Consider the following 20601-nt stretch of genomic DNA (forward strand, 5'->3'; position numbering starts at 1 on the left):
TGCAGGTGCTGCCTTATCGCACCGGTCTAATTCCCGCCGGGTCAGCGAGGAGACGCGCTAGCGGCTTCGCAGGGCAGATGTCCGCGAAAGGTATGGTCAGCACACACCGGTTTTGCCATGCCTGCCAACGCTATGAATGCCTGTGCAACGCACAGGCTGCTGTGTACGCACCACTGGGGAACCGCGCAGCGGGGGCAAGCGTTCAGCGCAGCCCCCCGCAGGTGCGCCGGCCCCAGCCGGCCGCCGAGGGTTGGGGGGAGCCGCGAGCCAAATTTCGGCCCCAGCCGAAATAGGCCCGCCCACGGGCCGGTTGGTTCGTGGGGGGCGAAGCCCCGCCCGGCAAGCGCCTTGCGGCGCGCGCCTCCCCTCTTCGTGGGACGAGCAGGCGAACAGGCGCGCGAAGCAAGACTGGTCGCCGGCGCGAGTCTCCCTGCGGCAGCGGGGACAAGCCAGGAAGGCGGGGCAAGACGCGTCATTGAGCGAAGCGAAATGCTGCGGCTTGAGGTCAGAGTGGCGCACCGCGACGCACTGGCCGACCCCGCGTTCGTGGCGCAGCCTCGAAGAGGGGAGGCGCGCGCCGCAAGGCGTGCCGGGCCTGGGTGAATCGACCGAAGTGGTGGCGTCCAGACACCACGCAGGAAGAGAGGGCCGTGCCCTCAAGCAAGGATAACCGTCCAGGTTAGCCGCAGCGCTTGGTATCGCTGACATTGATCGCAGCGCATTGACGCTGACATTCCGGCAGCGGCTTGCGTTGTGATGAGTGTCAGCGAGCGCTCGATAACCACTGTTTGCAGTCAGATTACAGACTGCAAACAGTGCGTGCGCGGCAGCGGGTGAATCGACTGCGTTTGCGGCAGATTGCGGCAAACAAAACGAGAGAGGGCTATGCCCTCATGCGGCCGACAATTCTATATAGATTTGTCGGCGGGTCTTGCTGCTCACGCAGCAAGTGCATTCTGTTGCTTTGTCGGCAGCGCTGCCAGCTCGCTACGCGCGGAACGAGCCGCCTGCGTCAGCGCACGCTCCACAACATCGGCGACATCAAATGCCAGACCGTGTTCGTCGGCATGGCGCTTGATGTCGTCGAGTTCCTCGGCCAAGTCGATTGGCACGCGGACGCTAATCGTTTTCGTCTTATTAGCGGCTTTGGGTTTGAGAAATGCCATTTTGGTCTCCAACGTTTTCAGGGAAGTCTTGATAGGAAGCAAACATCAACGTTTCCAGATGTCGATCTTCGATCTGGGCTCGGGTTCCAGCAACTGGAATATCTTTGATGCCGGTGACGATGGCCCTCAGCCGGGATGACAATTCCGGCGTTGGGCTAAGCCAAAGGCAGCGTGCAAACTGACCGCGCTTAATCGCTTGCAAACGGTCGGACAGAATGACTTCGTAACGTTTGACGGTTTTGATTGTTCGCTCACACTCAATGGCAAACCGTATACCGCTCGGTGACGTAGTTAGCGCGTCTGGGCGACTCTGACTGGCATGCCATTTTTCCATCTGATCACCCAGCAACCACTCGGTCCAGCCAGCACGCTCAGCGAGAATACTTACGCGTTGTAGATCCAAGGTGTGCGCAAGGACGGTCAATCCGACACGACCGGCCTCAAAATATTTGCTTTCAGGCTGTTCGCCATTGTCAGGATCGAATGCAAATGCCTGTCCGTGTGATGTAATCCCCCAGAGCGTCCAGCGCCGGCCATTGGCCTCTACTGTTTCCCGACGGAGCAATTCGTCACGCTCCATTGCAGCCAGGGTTGTGTGTACGCCCTGGCGGCTTGATATTCCGAGTAGCAGTCCGGCGATCTCTGCCGACGTGTAAAGATTCTTTCTCAGGAATCGAAGGAGAGCTTGTCGCTTTTCGGTAATTCGAGCTGCTCGTTCTTGCGGTGGCAAGAACCGGCCTACATGTAATGGGGCGCAGCTCGAATTGCACGCATCAGGGCTAGACGCTTCCATAGCGGAGCTCCAGCAATTTAAATACCCGTGCATACTCAGGCTCAGCAGAAATTACATTGCATAGTGTGCGCATGCCAAGCATTTCGTCCTGAGTGAATCGAATGCTGATATTGACCTCTGCACCTTTTGCACTGAGGAAGAAAACACCTCCCATGTGAGGCACATGCTCCAAACGGAAATAATCAGACTCAGCACCCCGATCAAGGCGAGTAAGCTCGACAAAATCGACAAAACGCTCGTATCGACATGTAAGCATCCAGGAACTAGACGCTGGCGTAATTAGCACAGACAAATCCCCGTTTCCGTCAGCAAACGAGATAGAAAAGTGTTCGTTGCGATGGTTCAGAGATGCACGGATCTTGAGGCGATCGATCATTTCGTGGTGGTTCTCGACACCATCAACTGGGCGGTCGTTTTCATAGGTAAAGGACCGCAGTGCGAGCAGCAGCAGTCCAGGCAAGTATGGTCGCAGCACACGGTCTACTTCGTCGTCAGCAAGGCCCTTCTCGTCCCTCAATGCGACTTCGAGGTTCCGTGACATGAACTCACCGGTAGTACGAAACGGGATTCCGAGCGAATCAACCAGGGAGTTACCTTCGTTGATTGAATCGGGTAGATCGGTCTTCTCTTGAGCCTTTGTTCCAAGATTGCTCCGGTAGTAGCGCGCCCGGTCATCTGGAATGTCATGCCCCTGCTGTTTGCACAGCGTAATGAATGCTGCAAATGCATTGAGGTTGTTTTTCAACAAGTCTGCGCGAACAAAGTCGCGGCGCGTCTGTTGGTAGGTCGTATGCGCCTGATCCGCAAGGAATGCATAGTGATGCTGGGTTAGCGGCAGATCATCACGTTGCGCCCGTAGGATTCCCCGAAGCATTTCCTCCTTATCGACCACGAAGCCGATAGGCATGTCGCGGCCCGCTGAATTAATCAGCAGTTGTCGTGCAACATCAGAGGTGGTGAGTTTCTGGCCTTCTCGCTCAAGCGCTTCGCGCGAACGTTCCAGGTACTGGGTTAGCCACTCGGAAATTCGGAGTGACAGCGTCTTCTGCATTCCCTCTTCAGGGGCGAGCTGTTTGCGTCCCATTATGCAGATACTCCAATGATGTCGGAAAGATCGATCGGAATCTCTTCGGGCGATACCACCTCCCACCGTGGGCTGGAATAGCCAACACCATTCCAGTCAAACCATACTCGCTGAAGAGTCCCGTGGTCTGGGATGCTCAAGGATGAGCCCGCTGGAAACGCGTTATACCAATGAATATCTTCGGGCTTCAGACTTTTACCCTCTAGAAGAAGTACGTACAGAATTTTTGTCGCGACTCGTTCAGCCGCATTCATCGCGCTCGGCAGGCTGAGTCCTGGCAATTCCTCCAGTACGATATGAGCCCCGTCGTTGTCACTGAAATGGTAGCGAATACCGCAAACAGCTTCTTTCCCAGCCGCCCCTTGATAGCTCAGTTTCTTTCGCCCACTGCTGATCTGAGAATCTGTCGGTTGTGTATGGATAGCTAGTGAATTTAGGCGTTCTTCTACAGGGTGATTTCCATTACGACGCGCCAGGCGCCCACCCAGATATCCGGCGAGCCAAAGCTTCAGTCCAGTAATGGGCTTGTATCCAAAGTCTGGGTGACCACGTAACAAGTGTCCCGCGAGCTGCTTCTGGGCACCAGGGTGTCTAGCGCCTACCGCTGCTGAAAGGTAGTCGCGCTCAATTTGATAATGGTCTGCTCCCCAGATTTCGAGCTTGTCTCCAACCTCTCTGGCGCTCCATTTTGTACCGTGGTACTTGGCAAGCTGGAAGGCAGACTCTGAATCACCAGCCTTGGCAGCTACCTCAAGAGCATCGTAATAATCGTATTGCCACATGCAACACCTCGCTAAATCAAATTGGTTGCTAGATTCTGGGATGTAGCAGCTCTGACTTCAGGGGCCTTGAAAACTGGAGGCATTTCTGGTGTGAGATGCTGCAGAGGACTGACTTGAACTACTTTTGATTCGCCGCCTACGATCAGGACGCCAACTAGAGGCGGTAGTCTCTTGAAGGTATTGGGGTGAATAGCGGGCGTCTCGGATTCACGCCACTGGCCGGGCGACCGATCATTGTCATGAGCCTTGTCAGAAGATTCGACAAACTGGCGGACGGTACATGTTTCATTACTGGCCCATTTCGCCGTTTCATCGTTTTGCGACTGCAGAACGAACTTGAGCTTACTGTTATCGAGAATTGCCCCTCGCACCCGTTTTTCGGGTATTCCTTGGCATGCCGCCAAGTCCCCAAGACTCTGGAAAAGTAACATGGCATGACCGCCGAAATCTTGAATCATGCCCAGTGCATCACAGGCTGGTTCCGACAACAGATGCTTGAACTCATCCAGCGCAACACAAATTGGCCTGATTGGGCCATCGAATCGGGGACGCTGATATATCTGAAGCAGTACGCGAACCAGCAACATCCGTTGTGCCATCTTGACGACCGGGTCAAGTGGATCTCCCAGCACATACACTATGCCGCCGCTAGTGAAAGGGGAGAGCAGATCGAATCCTTTTGAAGCTGAAATGGCCGGTAGTGCCGCCAACTCGTTAAGGAAACCCCAGAACACCTTCGCCGACGTAATACTTTCTTCGGATGATGCAGTGCGGACCATGCTCGGCAGGTCTCTTGCGTCTTGCTGCACAGCTAATTGGGCAGTCCGTGCTGCTGCCTGACGATCTTCCAGGCGATAGACACGATCCATCTGTCCGGTATCTGCCAGGTCGAAAGCTGCCGCAAAGAGCATCTGGATCTGCCTAACGTCAAGTCCAGCGCAGGGATTTATCTGCGGCGGGGCGGTATAGCTGAGGTCGATAAGCTGAAACGAAATGTTCTTTCGTTGGCAAAAGCTTGCCAATGCGCGGGGCAGCTTCGAGTCTCGCTTGGGATCAAAGAAGAAAACGCCATCACCGGCCGAAAGAAATTGAGGAATCAGGACTTGAGCAGTTACTCCCTTGCCTGCACGAGTTGCTGCCGGGACGACCTTGTTCAGTCGAGCCTGGTCGCCTGAGATATAGACAGGCCGCCCCTTTTGATCCAACCCGAAAAAAATCCGCTCTTTAGACACGAAAGTATTTCTCCGGATCGTAGAGTCGACATGACTTCGGAACCGGCTCGCTAACCCCAACTCCTATCGGTCGTTCAACTCCGGGTATCCAATGGTAATAACCAAGCCCACCAAGGATCGCCCCAGCAATTGCCCCGGCAGCAATTGCAGAGAGATGTACTTTTAGTGCGCCCCAAACCGACAATTGCCAGCCGAGACTGAAGGCCAGGGAGACAATTAGCCCAGCAAGAATTACCAACGCTATAAGCATTAGCCAAGACGGCCAGACTATGAAAGCGCTAGAGCAATGACGAACAAGGAGGCTTACCCGGGGCTTAGCAGGGTGAGAGAACTTTGCGAGTCTGCTGCCAGTGATCACGCCCGCAAAAAGTAATCCAACCATAAGTCCAGACACCGAAGGTTCAACGGCCAACAGATACCCCACCAATACGCGCTCTAGGCGTGCTGCAGATTCCCAGATTGGCGAAAAAAGATTTAACATGTGAGACATATTAACACAAGGCAAGCAAAATAGGTGCATGCATGCAATTATTTTGAGATACACTGATGGCCATCGTTTAACCAAGTGTCCATTCATGGCGAAGTACCGCCCAATTTCTCCCGAACAAGCCTGGCGATCCACGAGATCAACCGGCCTTGATCCATTCGAGCGCTACGTCGAGCTGTACTTACTTAGCAGCCCGTTTTCCAACGCGATCGGTTGCTTCAGGTTTGTGTTACGAATTGCTGCAGCTGAGATCGGCATGAGCTGCGAGGACTTGTTAGCAACGATTTCCCGGTTGGAACAAAAGGGAATCGTGTTGGTTCAAGGTGACTTCGTCCTGGTACGGACGTGGTTTTTCCATAACTTCTGGGATTCAACTTTCGTTGGCAACGTTGCGAAAGCCGCGTCACGCGAGGCGGCAGAGTTGCCGCCAGCCATCCATAGTCAATGGACGGTAGCGTGTGTTGAGGCTGGGGTGCCAGCGGATGTAATCAGTAAATTCAGCGGCAAGCCCCTTCAAAGCCCCTTGGAGCAGACCAATAGGGGTCTATCCAACAACAACCGAACCGAACCCCAACCTGACGAAAACAAGACCACGACAATCACTTCACCGCTGTGTAGTGGTGGTGAAAATTCTTTCTCGTTAGTGCTCCTCCCTATTGGTGAGCCGCATCGGCGAATCATCGAATCATCACTCGTCGGGATTGATTCAGCTGACGCGCAGGCTATTGCCGACGAAGTCTGTGGTGCGTTAGAGGCTGCCGACAAAGGCCGGCGAAAGCCGATTCTTGGCCTGCATGGATGGATACCAGCACTTGTTGAGAGCTTCAAAAGCGGATCCTTCGTACCGCAATGGGGGCCAAAAGTGGCACAGGAGCGAGAAAGAACGCTCACGAATGCAGAAAAAGAACGATCGGCAAGGGTAGAAGTAGCGCAAGAAGAAGAGCGCCAAAAGCAAGCTCGTTGCTCGGCAACAGCCCTGCTGCAATCCTTAAGTGAAACGGACCTTCATGAGTTCATTAGGGCCATTGAGCCGCAGGTTAAGCTTCCCAAACTGTTACCTGCGATTCGAGATTCAATTCTCCGTCGAGAGGTACCGCAGGGACTTGGCGGAAGCATCGTTGTATCGGCATCTAGAACATGGTCAGTTCAACCAGGAGCGCGTCCATGACAGCTTTCTTTGAAATGCCGATAGCGAGCGAAACCTTGGCACCAGAGGAGGTTGCTCAGATCACCGGGTGCGCGCGGCGTGCAGACCAAGTGGCATGGCTACAGGCCGAGGGATGGATGTATGTGAAGAACAAAGCCGGAGAGCCTATCGTCGGCAGGCTCTATGCAAGACTCCGCCTGGCTGGAATCAGCACGTCGACAATCACAGGGGGCAGTGGATGGGCTCCAGACTTCACAAAAGTTCGATAGCCAATATTCAGGAGAAAATCGATGAGGCCAAAAACCACTGGAAAGCACCTCCCCCCGAGAATGCTGAGGCGAGCCAAGCGGCTAGTCAGCGGAAAGACATGGGAAAGCTATTACTACAATGGCCGCGATGAAAACGGCAAGCGGATCGAAATCCCGCTCGGCGCTGATTTGAATGAAGCGAAGAGGAAATGGGCGGAACTGGAGTGCAAGCCCGCTCCGATCGAGACCGGGATCATGAAAGTCATCTTCGATCGCTATGCTCGTGACATTATTCCAACCAAAGCCCCCAAGACGCAGAAGGACAACGAAGGTTGCCTGAAAATGCTGCGGTCGGTCTTTGATACTGCCCCGATTACCGCGATTACGCCGCAGCACATTGCTCAATACAGAGACAACCGAGGAGCAAGGGCTCCAGTGCGCGCAAACCGTGAGCTAGCGCTGTTTTCTCACATCTGGAACATTGCTCGGGAGTGGGGTTATACGGCCAAGGAAAATCCAGTAAGAGGGGTTCGTAAGAATAAAGAAAAGCCCCGCGACTTCTACGCCGATGATGCCGTATGGTCAGCGGTGTATGCATCGGCCTGCGTCGAGTTGAAGGACGCCATGGATTTGAACTATCTCACCGGCCAGCGCCCGGCCGATGTGCTCAAGATGAGACTTACAGACATCAAGAACGACGCAATTGAGGTGCAGCAAAACAAGACAAAGAAAAAATTGCGCATCCTCCTGAACGTCGGCGGAGTACGCACTGAGTTAGGCAGAGTAGTCGATCGCATCAAGGCTCGCGAACGCAAAGTAGCTAGTCTTTTTCTTATAGCCACGCCGGCTGGTGTGGCGCTCAACCGCTGGACGTTGCGTAAGCGCTTCGACGATGCACGAACAGATGCCGCGAAGGCGGCTACCCAGGCCGGCGACATCGACTTGGCCGCAAGAATTCGCAATTTTCAGTTTCGCGACATACGGCCTAAAGCTGCGAGTGAGCTGCCGCTGGAGCACGCAAGCAAGCTGCTGGGCCATACAGAGCATGAGATAACGGAAAAGGTGTACCGTCGCGTTGGCGAGATCGTAAAACCGACCAAATGAGTAACCGGGAATATTAAATTGGAGGAGCGCACTAATGGATTGGCTCGCTGAAGTACTTTTATCCAACTACCAGTCTCGGTTTCCACAAGATCTACCGTACATTGCCGGGAAAAAGGCCGAATTCGCACAACTTGACAGGCTCGGGGCAATGAGAGCAATAAGCTCGCTCGATGACAGAGGTCGAGAAAATCTTTGCGAAACGCTCGGTATTCAGCGCCCCCAACTAGAGAACTTTCTAGTTGTGCTCCGTAATTTGTGAAGTTCTCTGCACCTCCTGGCTGCAGAGCACTTAAATCGATCAAGCTGTGAACGGTTGGATTTAAAGAAAAACGGCCCCGTGATCGGGGCCGTTTTCAATCTGGCGGAGGCGGTGAGATTCGAACTCACGGAAGGCTTTCACCTTCGTCGGTTTTCAAGACCGATGGATTAAACCACTCTCCCACACCTCCAAACTTTTTCCCCTGGCGATGGGGGGTTGCGGAAACGATTCCCGTAAGTTGCGGAAACGATCCCATAAAAACCAATCAAATCAACTCACCCGTCGCCGATGCAACTGCTTTCAAGACCGGTGCATTCAACCGCTCTGCCACCTATCCATCGGAACCTCACGGGGGAAACCGGCGCGATTCTAGCATCGGGCCGCGGCCGCCCTCCGCGGACTGCTGATAGACTTTTCCCGCCGATTTCTACCAAAGGAAATGCCATGAACAAGCGCCAATTGATCGATGCCGTCGCCGAGAAGGCCAACGCCAGCAAGGCTGCCGCAGACATCGTCGTTTCGGCCGCGATCGAAGCCATCGCCGAGGCGATCGCCCGCGGCGAGAGCGTGCAGTTCGTCGGCTTCGGCACCTTCAGCGTCGCCGAGCGCAAGGCACGCAGCGGGCGCAATCCGCAGACCGGCAAGGAGATCCTGATTCCGGCGAGTCAGGCCGTGCGCTTCAAGGCCGGCGCCCGACTGAACGCCGCCGTGAACAAGGGCAAACGGAAGAAGTAGGCGGCCTACTGTCCCCGCCGGCTGCGCCGCGGTTACGCGCTGGCGCGGATGCGCTGCACCAGAGCCGCAGTGAACTCGCGGGTCGATGCCTTGCCGCCGAGGTCGCCGGTGCGCACCTGGTCGACGTTGAGGGTGGCGTCGATCGCCTTGCGCAGGCGGTCGCCGAGGTCGGGACGGTTGACATGGTCGAGCATCATGGCCGCGGCGAGCATCAGCGCGATCGGATTGGCGATGCCCTTGCCCGCGATGTCGGGGGCGGAGCCATGCACGGCCTCGAAGATCGCGGCATGTTCGCCGATATTGGCACCCGGTGCCATGCCGAGGCCCCCGACCAGCCCTGCGATCTCGTCGGAGAGGATGTCGCCGAACAGGTTGGTCGTCACCAGCACGTCGAACTGCCAGGGATTCATCACCAGTTTCATGGCACAGGCGTCGACGATCACTTCCTCGAACTCGAGGCGGCCCTTGTACTGGGCCTCGTAGATCTCCCGCGCCGTCTCGAGGAAGATGCCGGTCAGCGCCTTCATGATGTTGGCCTTGTGCACCACCGTGACCTTCTTGCGGCCCTTGCGCAGGGCGTACTCGAAGGCGAAGTGCACGATGCGACGGCAGCCCTGGCGCGTATTGATGCCGGTCGACATGCCAACGGCATGAGGGTCGCCATCGATGGGGATGAAGTGCTCGTACCCCATGTAGAGGCCTTCGTTGTTCTCGCGCACCAGCACCAGGTCGATGTTGTCGTAGCGCCCGCCCGGGACGATGGTCCGCGCCGGACGCAGGTTGGCGTAGAGCTTGAACTCCTCGCGCAGGCGGACATTGGAGGAGCGATAGCCGCCGCCGATGGGTGTTTCCAGCGGGCCCTTGAGGGCTAGCTTGGAACTGCGGATGCTGTCGAGACAGGCGGGAGGCAACGGATCGCCACAGGCATTGACACCGGCCATGCCGGCAACCTGCTGGTCCCACTTGAAAGGTGCGCCGAGTGCGTCTAACGCCTCGAGCGTGGCTGCGGTTATCTCCGGGCCGATGCCGTCACCGGGGATGAGCGTCGCGGCAATCGGGGGTGAGGTCGAGTTCATGAAACGTCATGCTCCAATCTCCCCTGCTATTTCTTTGGTTGATGTTGGCGACCGCTGCCCCAGCGGGGACGGTTCTTTTTGGATTGGGCGGGCTTCTGGCCACCTGGAGCGGGGCCCTGGCGATTGTTGCCACCACCGCCCCCGCCTCCGCCCCCGCCACCACCTGGTGCAGGGCCGACGCGGTTGCCGGGAGCAAGCTGAATTTCGAGTTCGATGATCTCGTCCCACTGCGCATCGGTGCGATCCCGTTCCGGGATGGTGAGCAGTTCGCGCAGACGACGACGCGGATCGGGCGGCGGCGGCGCGGCAGGAGCGGGGCTGGGCTGTTCTTCGGTCATGCCGGGGGAAGTGATTCAATGCCGGCGAGGTCCGTGCTGACGCACCTCGCCGGCATGTTTTGGCTGTTACTTCTTCTTGGCGGCCTTCTTGCCAGCGACGGCGGCCTTGAAGGTGGCACCGGCGGAAAACTTCGGCACGGTGGTGGCGGGAATCTTGAGGGTCGCGCCGGTCTTGGGATTCTTGCCGGTGCGCGCAGCGCGCTTGGCGGACTTGAAGGAACCGAAACCGACGAGCATGACGGAGTCGCCCTTCGAGACGGCCTTGACGACGGCGCCGATCATGGCGGACAGGACGCGCTCGGCGGCAGCCTTGCTGATCTCGGCTTCCTTGGCAGCAACTTCGACGAGTTCGGATTTGTTCATCTGCGGCTCCTGATCATGAGTGAGAAGAGAATCAATGCGCCCCGAATCATAAGGCCATTTCAGGCGCCGTGGGTGACAACGATCACGCCGGAGCAAAAAAATGCCGCCGACGGCGGCGCCCAACGGGCACGACGAGACAACGACAACGCGATCCGAGTGCTGCCCGGAAATCGATCTTTCAAGGTCGCCACGCTACCAGGAGCCGTGTGCGATATCTTCGAGCAGACCCGCCGGTTCGGAAATCAAGTGGTCGGCGCCCCATGCACCGATCGGCGGTCCGTCGCCGAGATAGCCCCAGGCGGCGGCGAAGGTGCGCATGCCAGCGGCGCGGCCGGCCTGAATGTCGCGCAGATCGTCGCCGACGTAGGCCGATGCCGTCGCGGCGACGCCGGCGACGGTGCAGGCGTGGAGCAGGGGCAGCGGATCGGGCTTGGCCTTCGCGGTGGTGTCGCCGCCGACGATCGCTGCCGCGCGGCCGGCGAGTCCGAGGGCCTCCATCAGCGGCAGGGTGAAGCGCTCCGGCTTGTTGGTGACGACGCCCCAGGCGATGCCCTTTGCCTCAAGTGTGGCAAGGAGAGTCTCCATGCCGGCGAACAGCGCCGTGCGTTCGCACAGCGCCTGTTCGTAGATGTCGAGAAAGCGCTCGCGCAGCGAAGTGTAGGCCGGGTTTTCCGGCCGAATGCCAAAGCCGACATGCAGCATACCGCGAGCCCCGGCCGAGACATGGGGGCGCAGCACCGCGTGCGCCAACGGTGCCCGCCCTTGCTCGGCCAGCAGGCGATTCAGCGCCGCGCCGAGATCGGGCGCGGTGTCGGCCAGGGTGCCATCGAGATCGAAAAAAACGGCTTCAGGCATGCCTGCGGGCACGCAGCAGGTAATTCACGCTGGTGTCCGGGCCGAGCGAATATGTCCGCGTGAGCGGGTTGTAGCTCATGCCGATGATTTCCTCGACGTCGAGAGCGGCTTCCCGCACCATGCGCGCCAGTTCGGACGGCCGGATGAACTTGGCGTAGTCGTGCGTGCCGCGCGGCAGCAGGTTGAGCACGTATTCGGCGCCGACCACCGCGAGCAGATAGGCCTTGGGGTTGCGGCTGATGGTCGAGAAAAAGGCATGGCCACCGGGCTTGACCAGCGTCGCACAGGCGCGGATGGTGCTGGCCGGATCGGGCACGTGCTCGAGCATTTCGAGACAGGTCACGACATCGTAGGCGGCAGGTGCCTCGGCCGCGAGTTGCTCTGCGGCGATGTGGCGATAGTCGACCTTGCCGCCGGTTTCGAGCAGATGCAGGCGTGCGACGGCGAGGGCCTTTTCCGACAGGTCGATGCCGGTGACGTCGGCGCCGCGCCCGGTCATGCTCTCCGACAATATGCCGCCGCCGCAGCCGACGTCTACGACGCGCTTGCCGGCAAGGCCGCTGTTCCGGTCGATCCAGTCGAGACGTAACGGGTTGATGTCGTGCAGTGGCTTGAATTCCGAATTCGGATCCCACCAGCGATGCGCCAGTTCGCTGAACTTGGCCAGTTCATGCGGGTCGGCGTTGTGAGCCGGGGCAGTGGTGTTCGTGGCGTTCATGTTCAAAGTGCGTTAGGAAAAAAAAGCCCTGCATGCGCAGGGCTCTCCTGAAGCTCGGCGCGATTACTTCTTCGTGCCGATCACTTCGATCTCGACGCGACGGTCGGGCTGCAGGCATTCAATCAGCTGCTTGGTCCGCTTGTCGCCCTTGCACTTGTCGCCGGTCACAGGCTGCTTCTCGCCCTTGCCTTCGGCGTAAATGCGGTTGGCTTCGATGCCCTTGCTCACCAGGTAGTCCTTGACCGAAGCGGAACGCTTTTCGGAGAGCTTCTGGTTGTAGGCGTCGGCGCCGATGCGGTCGGCGTGGCCGACGGCGATGATCACTTCGAGATTGATGCCCTTGGCCTTGGCGGCGAGCTCGTCGAGCGACTTCTTACCCTCGGGGCGCAGCGTCGCCTTGTCGAAGTCGAACAGCGCGTCGGCGGCCAGGGTGATTTTCTCGGCGGCGGGCTTCGGCGTGGCGGCCGGGGCGGCGGGAGCCGGTGCGGGGGGAGCTTCCTTCTTCACCAGATCGGGATCGCACTCCGCAATGGCCATCGCCGGGGTCCAGTAACCGGTACGCCAGCACAGGCCGTAACCGCTCTTCGCGACATAGCCGCGCTGATCAATGACATAGCCGACAGTGCCCTTCATATCCACGCCCGGGGTCTGGGCGTAAGCGGAAGCGCCGATACCCAGCAGGGTGACTGCCAGCAGCGAAAGTTTGGTGGTGTTCTTCATGTGCTCCCTCGTCGGAAAAAAACTATCGGCTTCGATAGCGGAACTATTGGTACACGATAATAGATCGATTTTACGATGCGCACTACCGCAACCAGTGTCGAATGTTTAATGCTTACAAATCTCAGTATGCCACATTTTTGCCAGCTCAATCAAATGACGTGTATCGAAATCGACCGGTTTCCCGTCGCGGATCCTGAGTCGGCCCGCGACCCAGGTATGCGTGACCTGCTCGCGCCCGGCGACGTAGACCAGATGGGAGGCCGGATCGAAACAGGGCTGCAGTATCCATTCATCGAGGCGGACCGCGCAGAGGTCGGCACTCTTGCCCGGCAGCAGCGATCCGATTTCGGCGTCCAGCCCGAGAGCGCTGGCGCCTTCCAGCGTCGCCATGCGCAGCACGGTCATGGCTGGGAGTCCCGTGGCATCTTCGCTGGCAGCCTTGGCCAGCAGCGCGGCGTGGCGCATTTCGTGGAACAGGTCGAGGCGGTTGTTGCTGGCGGCTCCGTCGCTGCCCAGTCCCACGCCGACTCCGTGTGCCTGGAGGGACGCGATTGGGGGAGCGCCGTTGGCGAGCTTCATGTTGGACGTTGGGCAATGCGCCAGATGACAGCGATGCTCGCCGAGTAAATCGATTTCGCTGGCATCGAGGTGCACGCCATGGACGCCGATGAACCCCGGGCCGAGCAGCCCGGCACGCTGCAGGCGGGCGAGCGGCCGTACGCCATGCAGGCGTAGGCTGTCCTCGATTTCCGCGCGCGTCTCGTGAATGTGGATGTGTACCGGCAGGTCGAGCTGGTTCGCCAGCGTCGCAATGCGCTCGAAGGTGCTGTCGCTGACCGTATAGGGGGCGTGCGGCGCGAGGCAGAAGGAGAGCAGTGGTTCGTGCCGCAGAGCATCCCGGCTCGCCAGCCCCTTGGCCAGGTAGTCTCCGGGATCCGCGGCGTAGGCCGTGGGGAATTCTAGAACGGTGAGGCCCAGGACGGCACGGATGCCTGCTTCCCGCGCGGCCGCGGCGGCCGCCTCCGGAAAGAAGTACATGTCGTTGAAGCAGGTGATGCCGCCACGCAGCATCTCCCAGGACCCCAACAGTGTTCCGTCCCGCACGAAAGCAGGGGACAGATGGCGCCTCTCGGCCGGCCAGATACACTCGTTGAGCCAGTGCATCAGCGGCATGTCGTCGGCAAAGCCGCGCAGCAGGGTCATGGCGGCGTGGGTGTGAAGGTTGACCAGCCCGGGCAGCAGGACATGTTCGCTCAGCTGCAGCCGTTCGCGCGGGGCGTAGCGGGTGGCCGCCTCTTCAAGCGGCAACAGGGCGACGATCCGCCCCTGGTCGACCGCCAGGGCGTGTTCTTCGAGGATGACGCCGGCCGGCTCGATCGGGATGATCCAGCGCGGCTCGAGCAGCAGGTCGATGCAGACGGGGGCAGTCATGGTCGCGATTTAAGCACAGCCCGGGCTCACGCCATCAGGCAGTCTGCGGTTGGATGTTCGGAGGGGCGGGGCTGGCAGGTCGGGGCTGGTCGGCATGGTAAGATTTATGCTTTTCGCCGGTCCGCTGCGCGGGCGCCATTGACGGACATATGACTTCCTTCGCCAAAGAAATTCTCCCCATCAGCCTAGAAGAGGAGATGCGCCACTCCTACCTCGATTACGCCATGAGCGTGATCGTCGGCCGTGCCCTGCCGGATGCGCGCGACGGCCTCAAGCCCGTGCATCGCCGCGTGCTGTTCGCCATGCACGAACTCGGCAACGACTGGAACAAGGCCTACAAGAAGTCGGCGCGCATCGTCGGCGACGTCATCGGCAAGTACCATCCGCACGGTGACACCGCCGCCTACGACACCATCGTGCGCATGGCGCAGGACTTTTCGCTGCGCTACATGCTGGTCGACGGCCAGGGCAACTTCGGCTCGGTCGACGGCGACAATGCGGCGGCGATGCGTTACACGGAAGTGCGCATGGCGCGGATCGGCCACGAACTGCTGGCCGACCTCGACAAGGAAACGGTGGACTTCGGGCCGAACTACGACGGCTCGGAGCATGAGCCGCTGGTCATGCCGGCGCGCATCCCCAACCTGCTGATCAACGGCAGCGCCGGCATCGCGGTGGGCATGGCGACCAACATCCCGCCGCACAACCTCAACGAAGTCGTCGACGCCTGCCTGGCCGTTCTCGACAATCCGGCCATCGACATCGATGAACTGATCAAGATCCTGCCGGCACCGGACTTCCCGACCGCAGGACTGATCTACGGCGTTTCCGGGGTGCGCGAGGGCTATCTGACCGGCCGCGGCCGCGTGGTGATGCGTGCCCGCACCCATTTCGAGGACCTGGAAAAGGGCGGCAAGCAGGCCATCATCGTCGACGAGCTGCCCTACCAGGTCAACAAGAAGACCCTGCAGGAAAAGATCGCCGAGCTGGTCAACGAAAAGAAGATCGAGGGCATCGCCCACATCCAGGACGAATCGGACAAGTCCGGCATGCGCCTGGTGATCGAACTCAAGCGCGGCGAGGTGCCCGAGGTCGTGCTCAACAACCTCTACAAGCAGACCCAGCTGCAGGACACCTTCGGCATGAACATGGTGGCCCTGGTCGACGGCCGCCCGCAGCTGCTCAATCTCAAGCAGCTGCTGGAGTGCTTCCTGTCGCATCGCCGCGAGGTGGTGACGCGGCGCACGGTGTTCGAGCTGAGGAAGGCGCGCGACCGCGGCCACATCCTCGAAGGCCTGGCGGTGGCGCTGTCCAACGTCGACGACATCATCGCCCTGATCAAGGCGGCGCCGACGCCGGCCGACGCCAAGCGCGACCTGATGGCGCGCACCTGGAAGTCGACCGTGGTCGAGGAGATGCTGGCGCGGGCCGCGGCCGAAGCGTCACGCCCCGAGGGCCTGGCGCCCGAGTTCGGCATGTCGCGTCGCGGCTACCTGTTGTCGGACGTTCAGGCCCAGGCGATCCTCGAACTGCGCCTGCAGCGCCTGACCGGGCTGGAACAGGACAAGATCGTCACCGAGTACCGCGAGGTGATGGAACAGATCGCCGACCTGCTCGACATCCTCGCCCGTCCCGAGCGCATCACCCAGATCATCGTCGCCGAACTCACCGCGATCAAGGCCCAGTTCGGCGATAAGCGCCGCTCCGAAATCGTGCTGCAGACGGCCGATATCAACCTCGAGGACCTGATCGCGCGCGAGGACATGGTGGTGACCATGTCGCATGGCGGCTACATCAAGCGCCAGCCGCTCGACGACTACCGCACGCAGAAGCGCGGCGGTCGCGGCAAGCAGGCGGCGGCGATCAAGGAAGACGATTTCGTCGACCACCTGTTCGTCGCCAATACCCACGACTACATCCTGTGCTTCTCCAGCCGCGGCCGCGTGTACTGGCTCAAGGTCTACGAGGTGCCGGAGGGCACGCGCATTTCGCGCGGCAAGCCCATCGTCAATCTCTTCCCGCTCGAGGAGGGCGAGAAGATCACCGCCGTGCTGCCGGTCAAGGAATTCGACGAGCAGCACTATGTCTTCATGACCACGGCGATGGGCACGGTCAAGAAGACGCCGCTGTCCGACTTCTCCAACCCGCGCAAGGCCGGCATCATCGCGGTCGGCCTCGACGAGGGCGATTACCTGATCGGCGTGGCCATCACCGACGGCAGCTTCGACGTCATGCTGTTCTCCGACGCCGGCAAGGCGGTGCGTTTCGCCGAGGACGACGTGCGGCCGATGGGTCGCGCGGCGCGCGGCGTGCGCGGCATGATGCTGGAGGACGGGCAGCGCGTGATCTGCATGCTGGTGGCCAAGGACGAGAGCCTCAACGTGCTGACCGCGACCGAGAACGGCTATGGCAAGCGCACCCCGATCACCGATTACACCAAGCACGGCCGTGGCACCAAGGGCATGATCGCCATCAGCACGTCGGAGCGCAACGGTGCGGTGATCGGCGCGATCCTGGTTCAGGAAACGGACGAGGTCATGCTGATTTCGACCGGCGGCGTGCTGATCCGCAGCAAAGTCGCGCAGGTGCGCGAGACCGGCCGCTCGGCCCAGGGCGTGAGGCTCATCAACCTCGATGACGGCACCAAGCTGGCCGGCATCGAGAAAGTCATCGAATCCGAAGAAGAGGAAGGGGAGGAGTAATCATGTCTCGCGTATTCAATTTCAGCGCCGGTCCCGCCACCCTGCCCGAGGAGGTGCTGCGCCAGGCCGCCGAGGAGATGGTGGATTGGCACGGTTCCGGCCAGTCGGTGATGGAAATGAGCCACCGCGGCAAGGAGTTCATGGGCATCGCCGCCGCCGCCGAGGCGGACCTGCGCGAACTGATGGGCATACCGGCCAACTACAAGGTGCTGTTCCTGCAGGGCGGCGCCTCGCTGCAGTTCGAGATGATCCCCATCAACCTGCTGCGCGGCAAGGGCACGGCCGACTATGTCCATACCGGCGAGTGGGCGAAGAAGGCGATCAAGGCCGCCAGGATTTTCGGCAACGTCAATGTCGTGGCCAGCGCCGAGGACAAGGCTTTCACCTACGCGCCGGCGCAGGCTGGCTGGAAGCTCGACAAGAACGCAGCCTATGTCCATTACACCGCCAACGAGACCATCGGCGGCGTCGAATTCCAGTGGACGCCGGAGACCGGCGACGTGCCGCTGGTCTGCGACATGTCCTCGAACATCCTGTCGCGGGCCATCGATGTCAGCAAGTACGGCCTGATCTACGCCGGCGCGCAGAAGAACATCGGCCCGGCCGGCCTGACCATCGTCATCGTCCGCGACGACCTCGTCGGCAAGGCCCAGCCGACGCCGCCGCCCATGCTCGACTACAAGACCCACGTCGACGCCGAGTCCATGTACAACACGCCGCCGACCTATTCGATCTACATCGCCGGCCTGGTGTTCCAGTGGCTCAAGAAGAACGGCGGCGTCGCGGCGATGGAGCGGAAGAACGTCGAGAAGTCGAAGCTGCTCTACGATTACCTCGGCACCACCGACTTCTACCGCAACCCGGTCAACCCGGCCGACCGCTCGCGCATGAACGTCCCGTTCACCCTCAAGGATGCCGCGCTCGACGAGGCCTTCCTCAAGGGCGCCAAGGAACGCGGCATGACCCAGCTCAAGGGCCACCGCTCGGTCGGCGGCATGCGCGCCTCGATCTACAACGCGATGCCGGTCGCGGGCGTCAAGGCCCTGGTCGATTACATGCGCGAATTCGAAAAGAGCCATGGCTGAGCCCTTCCAGGTTCTGGTTCTCAACAACGTCTCGGCCAAGGGGCTGGCCCGCCTGCCGGCGGAGCGCTTCGTCGCCGGCAAGGACATCGCCAGGCCCGATGCGGTGCTGGTGCGCTCGGCCGACATGCACGGCATGGACATCCCGAAGAGCGTGCTGGCCATCGGCCGCGCCGGATCGGGCACCAACAACATCCCGGTCAATGCCATGAGCGCCCGCGGCGTGCCGGTGTTCAATGCGCCCGGCGCCAACGCCAATGCCGTCAAGGAACTGGTGCTGGCCGGCATGCTGATGGCGGCGCGCAACATCGGCGGTGCCATGTGCTTCGTCGTCGGCCTCGATCCGGCCGACCCGGAGATGGAAAAGAAGGTCGAGGACGGCAAGAAGACCTACGCCGGCTACGAGTTGGCCGGCCATACGCTGGGCGTCATCGGCCTCGGCATGATCGGCCGCCTCGTCGCCGACATGGCGCTGAAGATGGGCATGAACGTGCTCGGCTACGACCCGGAGATCACCGTCGAGGCGGCCTGGAGCCTGTCGTCGAAGGTGAAGAAGGCCAACTTTGTGACCGAAGTGCTCAAGCACTCGCATTTCGTCTCGCTGCATGTGCCGCTGGTCGAGGCGACGCGCCACATGATCAATGCCGAATCGCTGACGCACATGAAACATGGCGCCGTGCTGCTGAATTTCTCGCGCGAAGGCGTGGTCGACGAGGCGGCGGTGCTGGCGGCGCTGGAGGCACGGAAACTCGGCAGCTATGTCTGCGACTTCCCCAGCCCCAAGGTCAACGGCAATCCCCACGTCGTCGCGCTGCCGCATCTCGGCGCTTCGACGCGCGAGGCCGAGGAGAACTGCGCCACCATGGTCGCCGACCAGCTGCGCGATTACCTGCTCGACGGCAACGTGGTCAACGCGGTGAATTTCCCGAATGTCGCGATGCCGCGCGAGTCGAAGTTCCGCATCGCCGTCGCCAATGCCAACGTCCCGAACATGCTCGGCCAGATCTCGACGGCCATGGCCGGGGCCAAGCTCAACATCCACAACATGATGAACAAGTCGAAGGGCGACATCGCCTATACGCTGGTGGATGTGGACAGCAAGGTGCCGAAGAAAGTGATCGAGGCGATCGCGAAAATCGAAGGCGTGCTGGCGGTGCGCTATCTGCCGGTGGAAGGCTGATGGCGGCGGATCCGACGAAACTGGAGCAGGAAGAGCTCGGCCGTTTGCGGCAGGGCATCGATGCGCTCGACGACCAGATGCTGGGCCTGATCAACGAACGCGCCAAGCTGGCCCATCGCATCGGCGAGATCAAGCACGGCAACATCTACCGGCCCGAGCGCGAGTCGCAGGTGCTGCGCCGCCTGGCCGAGGCGAACACGGGGCCGCTACCGGAAGGCTCGATCCGCCAGATTTTCCGCGAGATCATGTCGGCCTGCCTGGCGCTGGAGCAGCCGCTGCGTATCGCCTATCTCGGCCCGGCCGGAACCTTCTCGGAGAGCGCCGCCAAGAAGCATTTCGGCTCGGCGCCGGCGCTGAGCCCCTGTGGCGCGATCGACGACGTTTTCCGCGCCGTCGAATCGGGCAATGCCGATTACGGCGTGGTGCCGGTGGAGAACTCCACCGAAGGCGCCATCGGCCGCACGCTCGACCTGCTGGTGTCGTCCCCCTTGCAGATCTGCGGCGAGGTCAATCTGCGCATCCACCAGAACCTACTGTCCAAGGCCGAATCGCTGGCCGGCGTGACGAAGCTGTATTCGCATGCCCAGTCGCTGGCCCAGTGCCACGAATGGCTCAACCGCAATCTCGCGACGCTGCAGCGGGTGCCTGTCGCCAGCAACGCCGAGGCGGCGCGCATGGCCTCGGAGGATGCCGCGTCCTGCGCCATCGCCGGCGAGGCGGCGGCCAAGCTCTACGGCCTCAATCTGCTGGCGACCAGCATCGAGGACGACCCCAACAACACCACGCGCTTCCTCGTTGTCGCCACGCACGACTCCGGTCCATCAGGGCAGGATCGCACCTCTTTCGTCTGCTCCGCGCAGAACAAGCCGGGCGCCGTGCACGACCTGCTGACGCCGCTGAAGGAACACGGCGTGTCGATGACCAAGTTCGAGTCGCGGCCGGCGCGCGGCTTCGGCGGCAGCCGCTGGGAGTACGTGTTTTTCATCGACGTCGAGGGCCATCGATCTGATCCGCGCGTGGCCGCGGCGCTCGACGACCTGCGCGGCTGCGTCGGTTTCCTGAAAGAGTTGGGTTCCTATCCCCGCTCCAGCCAGTGAGG

Annotated in this window: 20 protein-coding genes and 1 tRNA gene; 8 read left to right on the top strand and 13 right to left on the bottom strand. The window is 60.5% G+C overall.

All coding sequences use genetic code 11. The features are described 5' to 3' along the window. Window positions 1-938: 938 nt before the first annotated feature. From EJE94_RS09910 to EJE94_RS09930, 5 genes are read right to left on the bottom strand one after another with little or no spacing between them, the layout of a single operon-like run. A complete protein-coding gene (locus EJE94_RS09910; protein ID WP_124962441.1) occupies window positions 939-1166 on the bottom strand; it encodes a hypothetical protein in 228 nt (75 codons plus the stop codon). Further along, window positions 1138-1992, bottom strand: coding sequence for a MobC family replication-relaxation protein (gene mobC / locus EJE94_RS09915; protein ID WP_306307954.1), 855 nt, complete (start codon window positions 1990-1992; stop codon window positions 1138-1140). Before mobC ends, EJE94_RS09910 begins: the two co-directional genes overlap by 29 nt. Further along, window positions 1946-3043 carry a hypothetical protein gene (locus EJE94_RS09920; protein ID WP_121241060.1) on the bottom strand — a complete coding sequence of 366 codons (1098 nt, stop codon included), beginning with the start codon at window positions 3041-3043 and terminating at the stop codon, window positions 1946-1948. Before EJE94_RS09920 ends, mobC begins: the two co-directional genes overlap by 47 nt. After that, window positions 3043-3825, bottom strand: a complete 783-nt coding sequence (locus tag EJE94_RS09925) for a hypothetical protein (protein ID WP_124962443.1) — start codon at window positions 3823-3825, stop codon at window positions 3043-3045. The genes EJE94_RS09920 and EJE94_RS09925 overlap by 1 nt, the downstream gene beginning before the upstream one ends. Window positions 3826-3836: 11 nt before the next feature. Beyond that, on the bottom strand, window positions 3837-5057 hold the full coding sequence (locus EJE94_RS09930) for a type IV secretory system conjugative DNA transfer family protein (protein WP_124962444.1): 1221 nt from the start codon (window positions 5055-5057) through the stop codon (window positions 3837-3839). Window positions 5058-5632: 575 nt separating this feature from the next. Here EJE94_RS09930 and EJE94_RS09935 point away from each other — a divergent pair. Genes EJE94_RS09935 through EJE94_RS09945 form a run of 3 tightly spaced genes read left to right on the top strand, consistent with a single transcriptional unit; the run spans window position 5633 to window position 8043 of the window. Then, complete coding sequence (locus EJE94_RS09935; RefSeq protein WP_124962445.1) at window positions 5633-6712, top strand: hypothetical protein; 1080 nt, start codon at window positions 5633-5635, stop codon at window positions 6710-6712. 14 nt (window positions 6713-6726) lie between these two features. Next, window positions 6727-6960, top strand: a complete 234-nt coding sequence (locus EJE94_RS15025) for a DUF4224 domain-containing protein (protein ID WP_121242212.1) — start codon at window positions 6727-6729, stop codon at window positions 6958-6960. A gap of 21 nt (window positions 6961-6981) precedes the next feature. Continuing rightward, the gene (locus EJE94_RS09945) at window positions 6982-8043 is read left to right on the top strand and encodes a tyrosine-type recombinase/integrase (protein WP_121241064.1); all 1062 of its coding nucleotides are present in this window, start codon (window positions 6982-6984) and stop codon (window positions 8041-8043) included. A gap of 359 nt (window positions 8044-8402) precedes the next feature. On the opposite strand, the gene EJE94_RS09950 is transcribed toward EJE94_RS09945, so the two are convergent. Next, window positions 8403-8492 (bottom strand) — tRNA-Ser (locus tag EJE94_RS09950). Between the two features lie 254 nt (window positions 8493-8746). Between EJE94_RS09950 and EJE94_RS09955 the strand changes: the two genes are divergently transcribed. Continuing rightward, window positions 8747-9037, top strand: coding sequence for an HU family DNA-binding protein (locus EJE94_RS09955; protein ID WP_121241066.1), 291 nt, complete (start codon window positions 8747-8749; stop codon window positions 9035-9037). 32 nt (window positions 9038-9069) lie between these two features. Here EJE94_RS09955 and EJE94_RS09960 read toward each other — a convergent pair whose 3' ends face one another. The 7 genes from EJE94_RS09960 to EJE94_RS09990 form a co-directional block, all read right to left on the bottom strand. Then, window positions 9070-10113, bottom strand: a complete 1044-nt coding sequence (locus EJE94_RS09960; protein WP_121241068.1) for an isocitrate/isopropylmalate dehydrogenase family protein — start codon at window positions 10111-10113, stop codon at window positions 9070-9072. A 26-nt stretch (window positions 10114-10139) separates the two neighbouring features. Beyond that, window positions 10140-10451 carry a hypothetical protein gene (locus EJE94_RS09965; protein ID WP_121241070.1) on the bottom strand — a complete coding sequence of 104 codons (312 nt, stop codon included), beginning with the start codon at window positions 10449-10451 and terminating at the stop codon, window positions 10140-10142. Between the two features lie 66 nt (window positions 10452-10517). Beyond that, the gene (locus tag EJE94_RS09970) at window positions 10518-10814 is read right to left on the bottom strand and encodes an HU family DNA-binding protein (protein ID WP_121241072.1); all 297 of its coding nucleotides are present in this window, start codon (window positions 10812-10814) and stop codon (window positions 10518-10520) included. 192 nt (window positions 10815-11006) lie between these two features. Further along, window positions 11007-11669 (bottom strand): phosphoglycolate phosphatase, encoded by a 663-nt coding sequence (gph, locus tag EJE94_RS09975; RefSeq protein ID WP_121241074.1) that lies wholly within the window; start codon window positions 11667-11669, stop codon window positions 11007-11009. Next, window positions 11662-12387, bottom strand: coding sequence for a bifunctional 2-polyprenyl-6-hydroxyphenol methylase/3-demethylubiquinol 3-O-methyltransferase UbiG (ubiG, locus tag EJE94_RS09980; protein WP_121241077.1), 726 nt, complete (start codon window positions 12385-12387; stop codon window positions 11662-11664). Before ubiG ends, gph begins: the two co-directional genes overlap by 8 nt. Window positions 12388-12450: 63 nt before the next feature. Further along, the gene (gene ompA / locus EJE94_RS09985) at window positions 12451-13107 is read right to left on the bottom strand and encodes an outer membrane protein OmpA (protein WP_121241079.1); all 657 of its coding nucleotides are present in this window, start codon (window positions 13105-13107) and stop codon (window positions 12451-12453) included. A 105-nt stretch (window positions 13108-13212) separates the two neighbouring features. Next, complete coding sequence (locus EJE94_RS09990) at window positions 13213-14538, bottom strand: TRZ/ATZ family hydrolase (protein ID WP_121241081.1); 1326 nt, start codon at window positions 14536-14538, stop codon at window positions 13213-13215. A 149-nt stretch (window positions 14539-14687) separates the two neighbouring features. Between EJE94_RS09990 and gyrA the strand changes: the two genes are divergently transcribed. Genes gyrA through pheA form a run of 4 tightly spaced genes read left to right on the top strand, consistent with a single transcriptional unit; the run spans window position 14688 to window position 20599 of the window. Then, window positions 14688-17240, top strand: coding sequence for a DNA gyrase subunit A (gyrA, locus tag EJE94_RS09995; RefSeq protein ID WP_121241083.1), 2553 nt, complete (start codon window positions 14688-14690; stop codon window positions 17238-17240). Window positions 17241-17242: 2 nt separating this feature from the next. Continuing rightward, entirely contained in the window at window positions 17243-18325 is a 1083-nt protein-coding gene (gene serC / locus EJE94_RS10000) for a 3-phosphoserine/phosphohydroxythreonine transaminase (RefSeq protein ID WP_121241085.1), read from the top strand. After that, window positions 18318-19502: a phosphoglycerate dehydrogenase gene (locus tag EJE94_RS10005; protein WP_121241088.1), complete on the top strand. Its 1185-nt coding sequence runs from the start codon at window positions 18318-18320 to the stop codon at window positions 19500-19502. The genes serC and EJE94_RS10005 overlap by 8 nt, the downstream gene beginning before the upstream one ends. Next, entirely contained in the window at window positions 19502-20599 is a 1098-nt protein-coding gene (pheA, locus tag EJE94_RS10010; RefSeq protein WP_121241090.1) for a prephenate dehydratase, read from the top strand. The genes EJE94_RS10005 and pheA overlap by 1 nt, the downstream gene beginning before the upstream one ends. Window positions 20600-20601 lie beyond the last annotated feature (2 nt).

The sequence above is a fragment of the Sulfurisoma sediminicola genome, assembly GCF_003865015.1.
GTDB lineage: Bacteria > Pseudomonadota > Gammaproteobacteria > Burkholderiales > Rhodocyclaceae > Sulfurisoma > Sulfurisoma sediminicola.

Bases quoted from the DNA above. Each gene is read 5' to 3' on its own strand.
- EJE94_RS09970 (WP_121241072.1), bottom strand. From the start codon at position 10,814: ATGAACAAATCCGAACTCGTCGAAGTTGCTGCCAAGGAAGCCGAGATC.
- EJE94_RS10005 (WP_121241088.1), top strand. From the start codon at position 18,318: ATGGCTGAGCCCTTCCAGGTTCTGGTTCTCAACAACGTCTCGGCCAAG.
- EJE94_RS09945 (WP_121241064.1), top strand. From the start codon at position 6,982: ATGAGGCCAAAAACCACTGGAAAGCACCTCCCCCCGAGAATGCTGAGG.
- serC (WP_121241085.1), top strand. From the start codon at position 17,243: ATGTCTCGCGTATTCAATTTCAGCGCCGGTCCCGCCACCCTGCCCGAG.
- mobC (WP_306307954.1), bottom strand. From the start codon at position 1,992: ATGCACGGGTATTTAAATTGCTGGAGCTCCGCTATGGAAGCGTCTAGC.
- EJE94_RS09910 (WP_124962441.1), bottom strand. From the start codon at position 1,166: ATGGCATTTCTCAAACCCAAAGCCGCTAATAAGACGAAAACGATTAGC.
- EJE94_RS09920 (WP_121241060.1), bottom strand. From the start codon at position 3,043: ATGGGACGCAAACAGCTCGCCCCTGAAGAGGGAATGCAGAAGACGCTG.
- EJE94_RS09925 (WP_124962443.1), bottom strand. From the start codon at position 3,825: ATGTGGCAATACGATTATTACGATGCTCTTGAGGTAGCTGCCAAGGCT.
- EJE94_RS09955 (WP_121241066.1), top strand. From the start codon at position 8,747: ATGAACAAGCGCCAATTGATCGATGCCGTCGCCGAGAAGGCCAACGCC.
- gph (WP_121241074.1), bottom strand. From the start codon at position 11,669: ATGCCTGAAGCCGTTTTTTTCGATCTCGATGGCACCCTGGCCGACACC.
- EJE94_RS09935 (WP_124962445.1), top strand. From the start codon at position 5,633: ATGGCGAAGTACCGCCCAATTTCTCCCGAACAAGCCTGGCGATCCACG.
- EJE94_RS09990 (WP_121241081.1), bottom strand. From the start codon at position 14,538: ATGACTGCCCCCGTCTGCATCGACCTGCTGCTCGAGCCGCGCTGGATC.
- EJE94_RS09965 (WP_121241070.1), bottom strand. From the start codon at position 10,451: ATGACCGAAGAACAGCCCAGCCCCGCTCCTGCCGCGCCGCCGCCGCCC.
- gyrA (WP_121241083.1), top strand. From the start codon at position 14,688: ATGACTTCCTTCGCCAAAGAAATTCTCCCCATCAGCCTAGAAGAGGAG.
- pheA (WP_121241090.1), top strand. From the start codon at position 19,502: ATGGCGGCGGATCCGACGAAACTGGAGCAGGAAGAGCTCGGCCGTTTG.
- ubiG (WP_121241077.1), bottom strand. From the start codon at position 12,387: ATGAACGCCACGAACACCACTGCCCCGGCTCACAACGCCGACCCGCAT.
- ompA (WP_121241079.1), bottom strand. From the start codon at position 13,107: ATGAAGAACACCACCAAACTTTCGCTGCTGGCAGTCACCCTGCTGGGT.
- EJE94_RS09960 (WP_121241068.1), bottom strand. From the start codon at position 10,113: ATGAACTCGACCTCACCCCCGATTGCCGCGACGCTCATCCCCGGTGAC.
- EJE94_RS15025 (WP_121242212.1), top strand. From the start codon at position 6,727: ATGCCGATAGCGAGCGAAACCTTGGCACCAGAGGAGGTTGCTCAGATC.